At 58.6% G+C, this 14466-nt stretch carries 14 protein-coding genes and 1 tRNA gene; all 15 read left to right on the top strand.

All coding sequences use genetic code 11. From position 1 onward, the window contains the following. The first annotated feature begins 87 nt into the window (after nucleotides 1-87). The 15 genes from secG to HB376_RS30320 all read left to right on the top strand — a co-directional run bounded on the left by secG (nucleotide 88) and on the right by HB376_RS30320 (nucleotide 14452). Nucleotides 88-465: a preprotein translocase subunit SecG gene (secG, locus tag HB376_RS30390; RefSeq protein WP_213767378.1), complete on the top strand. Its 378-nt coding sequence runs from the start codon at nucleotides 88-90 to the stop codon at nucleotides 463-465. A gap of 114 nt (nucleotides 466-579) precedes the next feature. Continuing rightward, nucleotides 580-664 (top strand) — tRNA-Leu (locus HB376_RS30385). A gap of 166 nt (nucleotides 665-830) precedes the next feature. Beyond that, complete coding sequence (locus HB376_RS30380) at nucleotides 831-1190, top strand: NADH-quinone oxidoreductase subunit A (protein WP_213767377.1); 360 nt, start codon at nucleotides 831-833, stop codon at nucleotides 1188-1190. A gap of 75 nt (nucleotides 1191-1265) precedes the next feature. Next, nucleotides 1266-1745, top strand: a complete 480-nt coding sequence (locus HB376_RS30375) for an NADH-quinone oxidoreductase subunit B (RefSeq protein ID WP_027819582.1) — start codon at nucleotides 1266-1268, stop codon at nucleotides 1743-1745. Between the two features lie 123 nt (nucleotides 1746-1868). Further along, nucleotides 1869-2471, top strand: coding sequence for an NADH-quinone oxidoreductase subunit C (locus HB376_RS30370; RefSeq protein ID WP_213767376.1), 603 nt, complete (start codon nucleotides 1869-1871; stop codon nucleotides 2469-2471). A gap of 9 nt (nucleotides 2472-2480) precedes the next feature. Further along, complete coding sequence (locus tag HB376_RS30365; protein ID WP_089164957.1) at nucleotides 2481-3734, top strand: NADH-quinone oxidoreductase subunit D; 1254 nt, start codon at nucleotides 2481-2483, stop codon at nucleotides 3732-3734. Nucleotides 3735-3892: 158 nt separating this feature from the next. Beyond that, complete coding sequence (gene nuoE, locus HB376_RS30360; RefSeq protein ID WP_213767375.1) at nucleotides 3893-4378, top strand: NADH-quinone oxidoreductase subunit NuoE; 486 nt, start codon at nucleotides 3893-3895, stop codon at nucleotides 4376-4378. Further along, the gene (nuoF, locus tag HB376_RS30355) at nucleotides 4375-5700 is read left to right on the top strand and encodes an NADH-quinone oxidoreductase subunit NuoF (protein WP_213767374.1); all 1326 of its coding nucleotides are present in this window, start codon (nucleotides 4375-4377) and stop codon (nucleotides 5698-5700) included. The genes nuoE and nuoF overlap by 4 nt, the downstream gene beginning before the upstream one ends. 31 nt (nucleotides 5701-5731) lie before the next feature. Continuing rightward, a complete protein-coding gene (gene nuoG, locus HB376_RS30350) occupies nucleotides 5732-8071 on the top strand; it encodes an NADH-quinone oxidoreductase subunit NuoG (RefSeq protein ID WP_213767373.1) in 2340 nt (779 codons plus the stop codon). After that, a complete protein-coding gene (nuoH, locus tag HB376_RS30345) occupies nucleotides 8072-9136 on the top strand; it encodes an NADH-quinone oxidoreductase subunit NuoH (RefSeq protein WP_213767372.1) in 1065 nt (354 codons plus the stop codon). Nucleotides 9137-9154: 18 nt separating this feature from the next. Then, a complete protein-coding gene (nuoI, locus tag HB376_RS30340) occupies nucleotides 9155-9643 on the top strand; it encodes an NADH-quinone oxidoreductase subunit NuoI (protein ID WP_050381450.1) in 489 nt (162 codons plus the stop codon). Between the two features lie 189 nt (nucleotides 9644-9832). Further along, nucleotides 9833-10534, top strand: a complete 702-nt coding sequence (locus tag HB376_RS30335) for an NADH-quinone oxidoreductase subunit J (protein WP_213767371.1) — start codon at nucleotides 9833-9835, stop codon at nucleotides 10532-10534. Nucleotides 10535-10548: 14 nt separating this feature from the next. Next, nucleotides 10549-10854, top strand: a complete 306-nt coding sequence (nuoK, locus tag HB376_RS30330) for an NADH-quinone oxidoreductase subunit NuoK (protein WP_158933863.1) — start codon at nucleotides 10549-10551, stop codon at nucleotides 10852-10854. 17 nt (nucleotides 10855-10871) lie between these two features. Next, nucleotides 10872-12944, top strand: a complete 2073-nt coding sequence (gene nuoL / locus HB376_RS30325) for an NADH-quinone oxidoreductase subunit L (RefSeq protein ID WP_213767370.1) — start codon at nucleotides 10872-10874, stop codon at nucleotides 12942-12944. Nucleotides 12945-12961: 17 nt separating this feature from the next. After that, entirely contained in the window at nucleotides 12962-14452 is a 1491-nt protein-coding gene (locus tag HB376_RS30320) for an NADH-quinone oxidoreductase subunit M (RefSeq protein WP_213767369.1), read from the top strand. Nucleotides 14453-14466 lie beyond the last annotated feature (14 nt).

The following is a 14466-nucleotide window of genomic DNA, read 5'->3' as shown; positions in this document are numbered from 1 at the left end:
TCGCCGAGTTTAAGCTTTCGAAAATGTAAGCATTAAAAGCATGACGCAACAGTGTCATGTGAACATTAAAAGAGTCGGGTGAACGGAATGCTGTATTTAAAGACTTTGATTATCGTCGTCCAGTTGTTGTCGGCGTTTGGTGTTATCGGGCTGGTATTGCTGCAGCACGGTAAGGGTGCCGACATGGGCGCGGCCTTCGGTAGTGGGGCGTCGGGAAGCCTGTTCGGGGCAACCGGTTCGGCCAACTTCCTGTCGCGTACAACAGCTGTGCTTGCAGCCGTGTTTTTCATCTCGACACTGACGTTGACGTACCTTGGCAGCTACAAGCCGGCGGCCTCCGCAGGCTTGCTGGGCGGGGCGGCAGTGACCGCGCCCGCAACCCATCCGGCAGTTGGCGCATCGGGGTCGGCAGCGGCTTCGGCACCTGTCGCATCGTCGGGTCCTGGCTCTGACGTTCCGAAATAATTTTTCGCCTGGATCGCTTTTTGTGCGTTGAACAAACTGGTTAACCCGGTTATAATTTTGTTCTTGAAGCGATTCCCGGCAATAAGAAGTTGTTTTTCCGGATTTCAAGACAGTGCCGACGTGGTGAAATTGGTAGACACGCTATCTTGAGGGGGTAGTGGCGAAAGCTGTGCGAGTTCGAGTCTCGCCGTCGGCACCAAAAGTTATCCAATGCCAGCCGCATGCATTGCTTCGGCTGGCATTGTCACTTCTGGCGAGTGAAAATCTGCTCAAGGTCTCTTGTGCAAGTTTCTCGGCTTTAGTTGAAAATCGGTCGGGCAGTCGTCCCGGCCGGCACACCAGATCAAACCGATTTGAGGATAGTCGTGAATCTCTCAGCCTATTATCCCGTCTTTCTGTTCCTTGTCGTAGGTACCGGTCTAGGTATTGCGCTGGTCAGCATCGGTAAGATCCTCGGTCCCAATAAGCCTGACACTGAAAAGAACGCGCCTTACGAGTGCGGCTTCGAGGCATTCGAAGACGCGCGTATGAAGTTCGATGTGCGTTACTATCTCGTCGCTATTCTGTTCATTATTTTCGATCTCGAGACCGCGTTCCTGTTTCCGTGGGGCGTTGCCCTGCGCGACATCGGCTGGCCCGGTTTCCTGTCAATGATGGTTTTTCTGCTCGAGTTTCTGCTTGGTTTTGCCTACATCTGGAGAAAGGGTGGGCTGGACTGGGAGTAACGGTATAACGGGCGGGTTGAAGATCACCGGATTGCTGGGCGGCTATGGCTGGCTGCTCATCTGGAGTGAAAGCAAATGAGTATCGAAGGGGTCTTGAAGGAAGGGTTTGTCACCACCACGGCTGACAAACTGATCAACTGGACGCGCACGGGTTCGCTGTGGCCCATGACGTTCGGCTTGGCGTGTTGTGCGGTCGAGATGATGCACGCGGGCGCTGCCCGCTACGATCTGGACCGTTTCGGCGTCGTGTTTCGTCCGAGTCCGCGGCAGTCGGACGTGATGATCGTCGCCGGCACGCTATGCAACAAAATGGCGCCGGCACTGCGCAAGGTCTACGACCAGATGGCCGAGCCGCGCTGGGTCATCTCCATGGGTTCGTGCGCCAACGGCGGTGGTTACTACCACTATTCGTATTCGGTCGTGCGCGGATGTGACCGGATCGTACCGGTCGATGTCTACGTGCCCGGGTGCCCGCCGACGGCTGAAGCGCTGGTGTATGGCGTGATTCAGTTGCAGGCGAAGATTCGTCGCACCAGCACGATCGCTCGCCAGTAATTGTCGTTAGTATGTGCGCCGATAGGTCATGGCGCACTCATGGCACAGATTAGGCACGCCAGTCAGCGTTGTTGAAGTCCCTGAAGTCCCATTAAGCGTCACCAAGGCCAGAGCCTCCCCAATATGGCAAGCAAACTCGAGACCCTGAAAGCGAACCTCGAGGCGGCGTTCGGCGACCGCCTGCAAAGCATCACCGACTCGCTCGGGCAACTGACCATCGTCGTCAAAGCGGCGAACTACGCCGACGTGATACTCAAGCTGCGCGACGACCGTTCGCTCGGCTTCGAACAACTCGTCGACCTGTGCGGCGTCGACTACTCCACGTACGGCGAAGGCGCCTACGAAGGCCCGCGTTTCGCGGCCGTCCTCCATCTTCTTTCGATCGCGAACAACTGGCGTCTGCGCGTGCGCGTGTTTGCACCGGACGACGAAGTGCCTATCGTTCCGTCGGCAGTCGACGTCTGGTCATCGGCGAACTGGTACGAGCGGGAAGCATTCGACCTGTTCGGTATCGTCTTCGAAGGCCACCCCGACCTGCGCCGCATTCTCACCGACTACGGTTTTATCGGTCATCCGTTCCGCAAGGACTTCCCGGTGTCGGGTTATGTCGAAATGCGTTACGACCCCGAAGAGAAGCGCGTCGTGTACCAGCCAGTGACGATCGAGCCGCGCGAAATCACGCCGCGCGTGATCCGCGAGGACCGCTATGGCGGTCTGAAACACTAAGAGAACGCCATGGCAGAGATCAAGAACTACACGCTCAATTTCGGCCCACAACACCCGGCCGCGCACGGTGTGCTGCGCCTCGTGCTGGAACTGGACGGCGAAGTGATTCAGCGCGCCGATCCGCATATCGGGCTGCTGCATCGCGCGACTGAAAAGCTCGCGGAATCGAAGACCTTCATTCAGTCCGTACCGTACATGGACCGTCTCGACTATGTGTCGATGATGGCCAACGAGCACGGCTACGTGTTGGCGATCGAGAAGCTGCTCGGCATCGACATCCCCATTCGCGCGAAATATATCCGCGTGCTGTTCGACGAAATCACGCGCGTGCTGAACCACCTGATGTGGATCGGCTCGCACGCGTTGGACGTCGGTGCCATGGCGGTGTTTCTGTATGCGTTCCGCGAACGTGAAGACCTGATGGACGTGTACGAAGCGGTCTCCGGCGCACGGATGCACGCAGCGTATTACCGTCCGGGCGGCGTATATCGCGACCTGCCTGACGCAATGCCGCAATACAAAGCGTCGAAAATCCGCAATGCGAAGGCGTTGTCACGGATGAACGAAACCCGTCAGGGTTCGTTGCTCGATTTTATCGAAGAGTTTTTCGGCCGGTTTCCGAAGTGCGTCGACGAATACGAGACGCTGCTGACCGACAATCGTATCTGGAAGCAGCGGCTGGTGGGTATCGGCGTGGTCAGTCCTGAGCGCGCGTTGCAGCTCGGCATGACCGGCGCGATGCTGCGTGGCTCGGGCATTGAATGGGATTTGCGCAAGAAGCAGCCGTACGAAGTCTATGACCAACTGGACTTTGACATTCCGGTCGGCGTGAACGGCGATTGTTACGACCGTTATCTCGTGCGCGTGGAAGAAATGCGTCAGTCCACCCGCATCGCGAAACAATGTATTGACTGGCTTCGTAAGAATCCAGGCCCGGTGATGGTCGACAATCACAAGATTGCGCCGCCGTCGCGCGTGGGCATGAAGACCAACATGGAAGAGCTGATTCACCATTTCAAGCTCTTCACGGAAGGTTTTCACGTTCCCGAAGGCGAGACTTACGCGGCAATCGAGCATCCGAAGGGCGAGTTCGGTATCTATCTGATTTCGGATGGCGCGAACAAGCCGTATCGGCTGAAGATTCGTGCTCCGGGTTATGCGCATCTTGCTTCACTCGACGAAATGGCTCGCGGTCACATGATTGCGGACGCGGTGACGATCATCGGCACGCAGGACATCGTGTTCGGTGAGATCGATCGCTGACATGCAGTCGCCAGGATTCTGCGCCGCACCACGCCGGCATGCACGCGCAATAGCGCTGAGCACGCCGGCGAACCAACAACAGCAGGACGCCAGGTCTGCCGCAAAAGAAGGGCGCGGCGGGTTTTCGTTCGGTAGGAACTGAAAGAGTCGTGTCTGAAATGATCTCAGCTGAAGGCCTGAAAGAAATCGATCGCGCGATCGCGAAATATCCCGTGGACCAGAAACAGTCCGCGGTGATGTCGGCGTTGACCGTCGCTCAGGAAGAGCACGGCTGGCTATCGCCGGAACTGATGCAGTTCGTGGCCGACTACCTCAGCATGCCCGCCGTGGCCGTGCAGGAAGTGGCGACGTTCTACACCATGTACAACACCTCGCCGGTCGGCAAATACAAGATCACGCTCTGTACGAACTTGCCGTGCCAACTCGGTCCGGACGGCGGCTCCGAAAGCGCTGCTGAATACCTGAAGCAAAAGCTCGGCATCGACTTTGGCGAAACCACCGCCGACGGCAAATTCACCTTGAAAGAAGGCGAATGTTTCGGCGCGTGCGGCGATGCCCCCGTGTTGCTCGTGAACAATCACCGTATGTGCAGTTTCATGAGTCGCGAGCGGATCGACACGCTCCTCGAGGAACTATCGAAATGACGTCTCTTCACGACCGCCACATCCAGCCCCTGATTCTCGCCGGCCTCAACGGCGACAACTGGCACCTCGAAGATTATGTGGCGCGCGGCGGTTACGCCCAGCTGCGCCGCATTCTTGAAGAAAAAATTCCGCAAGAGCAGGTCATTGCCGACGTCAAGGCGTCCGGCTTGCGTGGCCGCGGCGGTGCGGGTTTCCCGACCGGCCTCAAGTGGAGCTTCATGCCGCGTCAGTTCCCGGGGCAGAAGTACCTCGTCTGCAACTCGGACGAAGGCGAACCGGGTACGTTCAAAGACCGCGACATCCTGCGCTGGAATCCGCATTCGCTGATCGAAGGCATGGCCATCGGCGCGTACGCCATGGGCATCACGGTCGGCTACAACTATATTCACGGCGAGATTTTCGAGGTCTACAAGATCTTCGAACAGGCGCTTGAAGAAGCGCGTGCGGCCGGGTACCTCGGTGCGAATATTCTGGGTTCGGGCTTCTCGTTCGAACTGCATGCGCATCATGGTTACGGTGCGTATATTTGCGGCGAAGAAACTGCGCTGCTTGAGTCGCTGGAAGGCAAGAAAGGCCAGCCGCGCTTCAAGCCGCCGTTCCCGGCGAGTTTCGGCGTGTATGGCAAGCCGACCACGATCAACAACACGGAAACGTTCGCTGCCGTGCCGTTCCTGCTGGCTATTGGCCCGCAGAAGTATCTCGAGATCGGCAAGCCGAATAACGGCGGCACGAAGATCTTCTCGGTTGCCGGCGACGTCAATCGTCCGGGCAACTTCGAAGTGCCGCTCGGTACATCGTTCGCCACCTTGCTCGATCTGGCTGGCGGTGTGCGCGGCAAGTCGGTGAAAGCGGTGATCCCGGGCGGATCGTCGGCACCCGTGATTCCGGGCGAGATCATGTTGAACACCGACATGGACTACGACGCCATCGCGAAAGCCGGGTCAATGCTCGGTTCGGGCGCCGTGATCGTGATGAACGAAACGCGCTGCATGGTGCGTTCGCTGCTGCGTCTTTCGTATTTCTATTACGAAGAATCATGTGGTCAATGCACGCCTTGCCGTGAAGGTACGGGCTGGCTGTATCGCGTGGTGCATCGGATCGAACATGGACTCGGGCGCAAGGAAGACCTGGATCTGCTGAACTCGGTCGCCGAAAACATCATGGGTCGCACCATCTGTGCTCTCGGCGACGCGGCGGCCATGCCGGTGCGCGGCATGCTGAAGCACTTCTGGGACGAATTTGAATATCACGTCGAGCATAAACATTGTCTCGTCGACGGACACGCGCATCATGCGCACACGTCCGAAGCGCTTACCGCGTGATCAGTGATCAGGCCAAGGACCATTCCCCATCATGGTTGAACTAGAAATCGACGGCAAAAGTGTAGAAGTGCCTGAAGGCAGCATGGTGATCCAGGCTGCGCATAAGGTCGATACCTACATTCCGCACTTTTGCTATCACAAGAAGCTGTCGATCGCGGCGAACTGCCGGATGTGCCTGGTCGAAGTCGAGAAAATGCCGAAGGCGGTTCCCGCCTGTGCCACGCCGGTGTCGGCGGGCATGATCGTGCGCACGAAATCGGACAAGGCCGTGAAGGCGCAGCAGTCCGTGATGGAATTCCTGCTGATCAATCACCCGCTCGATTGCCCGATCTGCGACCAGGGCGGTGAATGCCAATTGCAGGATCTGGCCGTGGGTTACGGCAAGTCGCAATCGCGCTACAACGAAGAAAAGCGCGTGGTGTTCCACAAGAACGTCGGACCGCTGATCTCGATGGAAGAGATGACGCGTTGCATCCATTGCACGCGTTGCGTCCGTTTCGGTCAGGAAGTGGCCGGCGTGATGGAACTCGGCATGCTGGGTCGTGGCGAGCACTCGGAAATTACGTCGTTCGTCGGCAAGACGGTGGACTCGGAACTGTCGGGCAACATGATCGACCTGTGCCCGGTCGGCGCGTTGACGAGCAAGCCGTTCCGCTACAGCGCCCGTACGTGGGAGTTGTCGCGCCGCAAGTCGATCAGCCCGCACGATTCCGTCGGCGCGAACCTGGTCGTGCAAGTGAAGAACAACCGCGTGATGCGCGTTCTGCCGATGGAAAACGAAGCCATCAACGAATGCTGGATCTCGGACAAGGATCGTTTCTCGTATGAAGCGCTGAACAGCGACGAACGTCTCACGCAGCCCATGTTGAAGCAGGGCGGCAAGTGGATCGAGACCGACTGGCAAACGGCGCTGGAATATGTGGCAAAGGGTATCAAGGGCATTACGGCCGATCACGGCGCGAATCAGATCGCTGCCTTGGCTACGCCGCATAGCACGGTCGAAGAACTGTATCTGCTGAAGCAATTTGCTGAAGGCGTGGGTACACCGAACGTCGACTTCCGCCTCCGTCAGAGCGACTTCTCGGCGCCGGTGTCGGACAGCGCGCCGTGGCTTGGTGTGAAGATCGCAGACCTGACGAATATCGACACGGCGTTTGTAGTCGGTTCGTTCCTGCGTCGCGATCATCCGCTGTTCGCAGCGCGTCTGCGGCAAGCCGCGAAGGGCGGCGCGAAGCTCACGTTCCTGAACGCCACGAATGATGACTCGCTGATTCCGGCTGCGCATCGCGTGGTCGCGGCACCGTCGGAATGGCTCGATCGCCTCGGCAGTCTCGCCGCAGCGGTAGCCGAAGCACGAGGCGTCGCAGTGCCGGAAGCGTTCGCTTCACACGAAGCGTCAGCGGCTGCGAAAGACATTGCAGCGTCGTTGTCGGCGGGTGACAAGCGCGTGGTGTTGCTCGGCAACAGCGCGGTTCAGCATCCGCAGTTCGCGCAGATCCAGGCGGTATGCCAGTGGATCGCGGACAGCACCGGCGCCACGCTGGGTTATCTGACGGAAGCGGCCAATACAGTTGGCGCGCATCTCGTCGATGCACTGCCGGGCGAAGGCGGTCTGAACGCACGTGAAGTATTCGAGCAGCCGCGCAAGGGTTATGTGCTGTTCAACGTCGAACCCGCATTCGATACCGCCAACCCAGCTCTTGCGCTCGCCGCATTGAAGCAGGCGGAAATGGTCGTCGCGCTGTCGGCCTTCAAGCATGGCGCCGACTACGCCGACGTGCTGCTGCCGATCGCACCGTTCACGGAAACGTCGGGCACGTTCGTCAACGCTGAAGGTACCGCGCAGACGTTCAACGGCGTGGTGCGTCCGCTGGGCGAAACGCGTCCGGGCTGGAAGGTGCTGCGCGTGCTGGGCAGCATCCTCGGCTTGAAGGGTTTCGAATTCGATACCGCCGAAGAAGTCCGCGATGCCGCATTGGGCACGGGCGATCTGACGGCGCGTCTGTCGAACAAGACGAACGTGGCGATCAAGGCGGTTGCGAAAGCGGCTCAGCCTAAGGAAGGCAGCTACGAACGTCTCGCCGACACGCCGATTTATCACGCCGACGCATTGTCGCGTCGTGCTGAATCGTTGCATCTGACGACTGCCGCGCGCGACGCGAATGTAGTTGCGCTGCCGACGTCGCTGTTCGAGAAACTCGGTCTGAAAAACGGCGACGCAGTACGCGTTGCCCAAGGTGATCTCGCGGTGGTCCTGCCGGCAGTTCGCGATGCGAACCTGGCGGAAAGCGTGGTGCGTGTATCGGCGGGAACGTCGGCCGGTGCAGCGCTCGGGGCTCTGTTCGGTGAACTGGTAGTGGAGAAGGCGTAAATGGGCTTGTTCGATACGATCAACGCAGGCGGGACGCAGATTCTCGGCGTCGCCTGGCCGACGGTGTGGGCGCTAGTCCGCATTCTCGTGGTCTCGGTGGTGATCCTGCTGTGCGTGGCGTACCTGATTCTGTGGGAACGCAAGCTCATCGGCTGGATGCACGTTCGTCTCGGCCCGAATCGCGTGGGTCCGCTCGGTCTGTTGCAGCCGATCGCCGACGTGCTGAAGCTGCTGCTGAAGGAAGTGATTCAGCCGACGCAAGCCAGTCGCTGGATCTACCTGATCGCGCCAATCATGACTGTCGTGCCCGCGTTCGCGGTGTGGGCGGTGATTCCGTTCCAGGCGAAAGCGGTGCTCGGCGACATCAACGCGGGCTTGCTTTACGTGATGGCGATTTCGTCCGTCGGCGTGTATGGCGTGATTCTCGCCGGCTGGGCGTCGAACTCGAAGTACGCGTTCCTCGGCGCAATGCGCGCGGCAGCGCAAATGGTCTCGTACGAAATCTCGATGGGCTTCGCGCTCGTCGTCGTGCTGATGGTCACGGGCAGCCTGAATATGTCGGCCATCGTGGTGTCGCAGGAACAGGGCATCTTCGCGAACTGGGGTATCAACTTCCTCTCGTGGAACTGGTTGCCGCTGCTGCCCATGTTCGTTGTGTACTTCGTGTCGGGCATTGCTGAAACGAACCGCCACCCGTTCGACGTGGTGGAAGGCGAGTCGGAGATTGTCGCGGGTCACATGATCGATTATTCCGGCATGGCGTTCGCGCTGTTCTTCCTCGCCGAATACATCAACATGATCGTGATCTCGGCAATTGCAACCACGCTGTTCCTCGGCGGCTGGAGCGCACCGTTTGGTTTCCTGTCCTTCATCCCGGGCATTTTCTGGTTCGTGCTGAAGATCTTCTTCCTGCTGTCGGTGTTCATCTGGGCCCGTGCGACGTTCCCGCGTTATCGCTACGACCAGATCATGCGTCTCGGCTGGAAAATCTTTCTGCCGGTGTCGGTGGTGTGGGTGGTCGTGGTCGGGTTCTGGATCATGTCGCCGCTGAACATCTGGAAATAATGGGCGGATGAAATAACCATGAACGCACTACAGAATTTCTTCAAAACGTTTTTCCTGACCGAGTTGCTGAAGGGTCTGGCGCTGACAGGCGGTTACCTGTTCCAGCGCAAGGTCACTGTTCAGTTCCCGGAAGAGAAGACCCCGATCTCCCCGCGTTTCCGTGGCCTGCATGCATTGCGCCGATACGAAAATGGCGAAGAGCGTTGCATCGCGTGCAAGCTGTGCGAGGCTGTGTGCCCGGCGCTTGCCATCACGATTGAATCGGAAACACGCGCTGACAACACACGCCGTACCACGCGTTATGACATCGACCTGACCAAATGCATCTTCTGCGGTTTCTGCGAAGAAAGCTGCCCGGTCGATTCGATCGTCGAAACGCACATCCTCGAATATCACGGCGAGAAGCGCGGCGACCTGTATTTCACGAAAGACATGTTGCTCGCAGTAGGCGACCGTTATGAAACGGAGATTGCTGCTGCGAAAGCGGCTGATGCGCCTTATCGGTAAGACGCGGTAAAAACGCAATAAAGCGGAGCGGGGCAGAGCAAGCTGAACACCGCCGCGCCCCTTGCTGTTCCTGCATTTGAATTGACCTGCTGTTCCGGCCCGCGCGCCAAGCTTGTAGGTTGCGTTCTTAAAAAACGCGACACGGCGTGCTTGTGTCAAAACACAAAGCCTAACGATGAACCGGTAATCATGGAATTCACGACCGTACTGTTTTACATCTTCGCGCTGCTGCTGGTTGTCTCGGCGTTGAAGGTGATCACTTCGCGCAATCCGGTGGCGTCCGCCTTGTTCCTCGTGCTCGCGTTCTTCAACGCGGCCGCGATCTGGATGCTGCTTGAGGCCGAATTCCTCGCCATTCTGCTGGTTCTCGTCTACGTCGGCGCGGTGATGGTGCTGTTCCTCTTCGTGGTGATGATGCTGGACATCAACCTCGACGTGCTGCACGGCGACTTCAAGAAGTTCGTGCCTATAGCGAGCATTGTGGGCGCGATCATCATCATAGAAACCGCGCTGATTCTTTGGCACGGTTACGGCGCGACGGTGACGCCGGTGCGCGACGCGATGCTGGTCAACGGGGTGGGTTCCGGCGTGGGCCCGAACGCGGTGATGTCGAACACGCAGCTGATCGGCAAGGTCATCTACACCGACTATATCTTCGCGTTTGAAATTGCCGGCCTGATCCTGCTGGTGGCCATTATCGCGGCCGTCTCGCTGACCGTTCGCGAGAAGAAGGACAGCAAGCGCCAGCGCATCAGCGACCAGGTCAAGGTGCGGGCGAAAGATCGCGTGCGGATCGTCAAGATGAAGTCCGAGAAAGAAGCGCCGGACGCCACGACCAATCCGCCCGTGACCGGCAATGCCGGCGCCGGCACGGTCGACAACAAAGGCTGAGGAGAAAAATAACCATGTTGAGTCTTGCCCATTACCTTGTGCTTGGCGCGATCCTGTTCGCGATCAGCATCGTCGGCATTTTTCTGAATCGACGTAACATCATCATCATCTTGATGGCGATCGAATTGATGCTGCTGGCGGTCAACACGAACTTCGTCGCCTTCTCGCATTATCTCGGCGACATCCACGGACAGATCTTCGTGTTCTTCGTGCTGACGGTCGCGGCGGCTGAAGCCGCAATCGGCCTCGCTATCCTGGTCACATTGTTCCGCAGTCTCGACACGATCAACGTCGAAGACCTCGATCAGCTCAAAGGTTAATTTCAGGCAAGACAGATATGTCCACGACACTCAATGAAAACCTTCTGCTCACGATTGCGCTGGCGCCACTTGCCGGTTCGCTGATCGCCGGCCTGTTCGGCTGGAAGATCGGGCGCAAGGCTTCGCACCGCATCACGATCCTCGGCGTGATGATCTCGTTCGTGCTCTCCTGCTTCGTCCTGGTCGACGTGATGCAGGGCGCGAGCTTCAACGCGACCATCTACGAATGGATGACGGTCGGTCCGCTGAAGATGGAGATCGGCTTCCTGGTCGACTCGCTCACCGCGATGATGATGGTGATCGTCACCTTCGTCTCGCTGATGGTGCACATCTACACGATCGGCTACATGGCCGACGAGAAAGTGGGCTACGAGCGCTTCTTCTCGTATATCTCGCTCTTCACGTTCTCCATGCTGATGCTCGTGATGAGCAACAACTTCCTGCAGTTGTTCTTCGGCTGGGAAGCGGTGGGTCTCGTGTCGTACCTGCTGATCGGCTTCTACTTCACGCGTCCGACGGCCATCTACGCGAACATGAAGGCGTTCATCGTGAACCGCGTGGGCGACTTCGGATTCCTGCTCGGCATCGGCTTGTTGCTGGCGTTTGCGGGTTCGCTGAATTACGGCGATGTCTTCGCTCACCGTACCGCGCTGGCCGGCATGACGTTCCCGGGCACGGACTGGGGTCTGCTGACCGTTGCCTGTATCTGCCTGTTCATTGGTGCGATGGGTAAGTCGGCGCAGTTCCCGCTGCACGTGTGGCTGCCGGACTCCATGGAAGGCCCGACGCCGATCTCGGCGCTGATCCACGCGGCAACCATGGTGACGGCCGGTATTTTCATGGTCACGCGCATGTCGCCGCTGTTCGAATTGTCGGATTCGGCGTTGTCGTTCGTGACGGTGATCGGCGCGATCACCGCGCTGTTCATGGGTTTTCTTGGTGTGGTGCAGAACGACATCAAGCGCGTGGTGGCTTACTCCACGCTCTCGCAACTCGGTTACATGACGGTGGCGCTCGGCGTCTCCGCTTACCCGGTGGCGGTGTTTCACCTGGCGACGCATGCGTTCTTCAAAGCGCTGCTGTTCCTTGGCGCGGGTTCGGTGATCATCGGCATGCACCACGACCAGGACATGCGCAACATGGGCGGCCTGCGTAAGTACATGCCGATCACGTGGATCACGTCACTGATCGGTTCGCTGGCGCTGATCGGTACACCGTTCTTCTCGGGCTTCTACTCGAAGGATTCGATCATCGATGCCGTGAAGGCCTCGCACATCGCCGGCTCGGGTTTCGCGTATTTCGCGGTGGTGGCAAGCGTGTTCGTCACGGCGCTGTATTCGTTCCGCATGTACTTCCTGGTGTTCCACGGCAAGGAGCGTTTCCGCGGTCCGAAGCATCCGGAAAGCCCGATGGCGATCGAAGCTGCGGCACATGCACACGACGCGCATGATTCACACGGTCATGACGATCACGGTCATGGTCACGGCCCGCACGTTCCGCACGAAACACCATGGGTCATCACGCTTCCGCTGATCCTGCTGGCGATTCCGTCGGTGATCATCGGCGCAATCGCGATCGGCCCCATGTTGTTCGGCGACTTCTTCGCGCATGGCGTGGTGTTCGACAAGGTGATCTTCATCGGCGAAAACCATCCGGCGCTGCATGAAATGGCCGAGGAATTCCACGGCTGGTTTGCGATGGGCCTGAGTTCAGTCGAGGGCTTGCCGGTGTGGCTGGCGCTCGCTGGCGTGGTGGTGTCGTGGTTCCTGTACTGGAAGCGCACGGATTTGCCGGGCGTGATCAAGCAACGCTTCCTGCCGATCTGGACCTTGCTCGACAACAAGTACTACCTCGACAAGATCAATGAAGTCGTATTTGCAAAGGGCGCGGTCGCCATTGGCCGCGGACTCTGGAAAGAGGGCGATGTCGCGGTCATCGACGGCATCGTCAACGGTCTCGCGAAGTTCGTCGGCTGGTTTGCCGGTGTGATTCGCTTCCTTCAATCCGGTTACATCTATCACTACGCGTTCGCCATGATCATTGGCATGTTGGGGCTCTTGACCCTGTTTGTAACGCTCGGCGGCAAATAAGGCGGGGACACCTATCTATGCACTCTTTACCCATTCTTAGTCTCGCGATCTGGACGCCGATCATTGTCGGCATCCTGGTACTGGCAATAGGCAATGACAGCAATCCGGGCCCGTCGCGCTGGCTTGCGCTGATCGGCTCGATTCTTGGGCTGGTCGTCACCATTCCCCTGATTACCGGCTTCGACAACTCGTCGGCCGCGCTGCAGTTCGAAGAAAAGGCTGTCTGGATCGATCGCTTCAACATCTCGTATCACCTGGGTGTCGACGGTCTTTCCATGTGGTTCGTCGTCTTGACCGCGTTGATCACGGTGGTCACGATCATCAGCGCGTGGGAAGTCATCACGGTTCGCGTGGCGCAATACCTGGCCGCGTTCCTGATCTTGTCGGGCCTCATGATCGGCGTGTTCTCGACCGCCGACGGCATGTTGTTCTACGTCTTCTTCGAAGCAACGCTGATTCCGATGTACATCATCATCGGTGTGTGGGGCGGGCCGAACCGCGTGTATGCCGCGTTCAAGTTCTTCCTGTACACGCTGATGGGCTCGCTGCTGATGCTGATCGCGTTGCTGTATCTGTACACACAGACGCACACGTTCGACATCGCTGCGTGGCACGCGCTGAAGATCGGTTTCACGCCGCAGATATTGCTGTTCATCGCGTTCTTCCTGGCCTTCGCCGTGAAGGTGCCGATGTGGCCGGTTCACACGTGGTTGCCTGACGCCCACGTGGAAGCGCCGACGGGCGGCTCGGTCGTGCTGGCCGCGATCATGCTGAAGCTCGGTGCGTACGGTTTCATCCGCTTCTCGCTGCCTATCGCGCCCGATGCCAGTCATTTCCTGGCGCCGGTGGTGATCACGTTGTCCTTGATCGCGGTGATCTACATCGGCTTCGTGGCGCTGGTGCAGGAAGACATGAAGAAGCTGGTGGCGTATTCGTCGATTGCGCACATGGGCTTCGTCACGCTGGGTTTCTTCATCTTCAGCACGCTCGGCATGGAAGGCGCGATCATCCAGATGATCTCGCACGGCTTTGTCTCGGGTGCGATGTTCCTGTGTATCGGCGTGCTGTACGACCGTATGCATTCGCGCCAGATTGCGGACTACGGCGGTGTGGTCAACGTCATGCCGAAGTTCGCCGCGTTCGCCATGCTGTTCGCGATGGCCAACTGCGGCTTGCCGGGTACCTCAGGTTTCGTTGGTGAATTCATGGTGATTCTGGCTGCCGTGAAGTTCAACTTCTGGATCGGTTTCCTGGCTGCCTTCACGCTGATTCTCGGCGCGGCTTACACGCTGTGGATGTACAAGCGTGTGCAGTTCGGCGCGATAGCGAACGAGCACGTGGCGAAGCTGAAGGACATCAACAAGCGCGAATTCTTCATGCTCGCCGTGCTTGCCGTATTCACGCTGTACATGGGCCTGTATCCGAAGCCGTTCACCGACGTGATGCACGCATCCGTAGAAAATCTCCTCTCCCACGTCGCGCAGTCCAAACTGCCGCTGGCCCAGTAACGCGTGCGGAGGAA

The sequence above is a fragment of the Caballeronia sp. dw_19 genome (genome assembly GCF_018449515.1).
Taxonomy (GTDB): Bacteria; Pseudomonadota; Gammaproteobacteria; order Burkholderiales; family Burkholderiaceae; genus Caballeronia.
The sequence above is the reverse complement of the archived record's forward strand: the minus strand, read 5'-3'. Positions and strand labels throughout refer to the sequence as shown.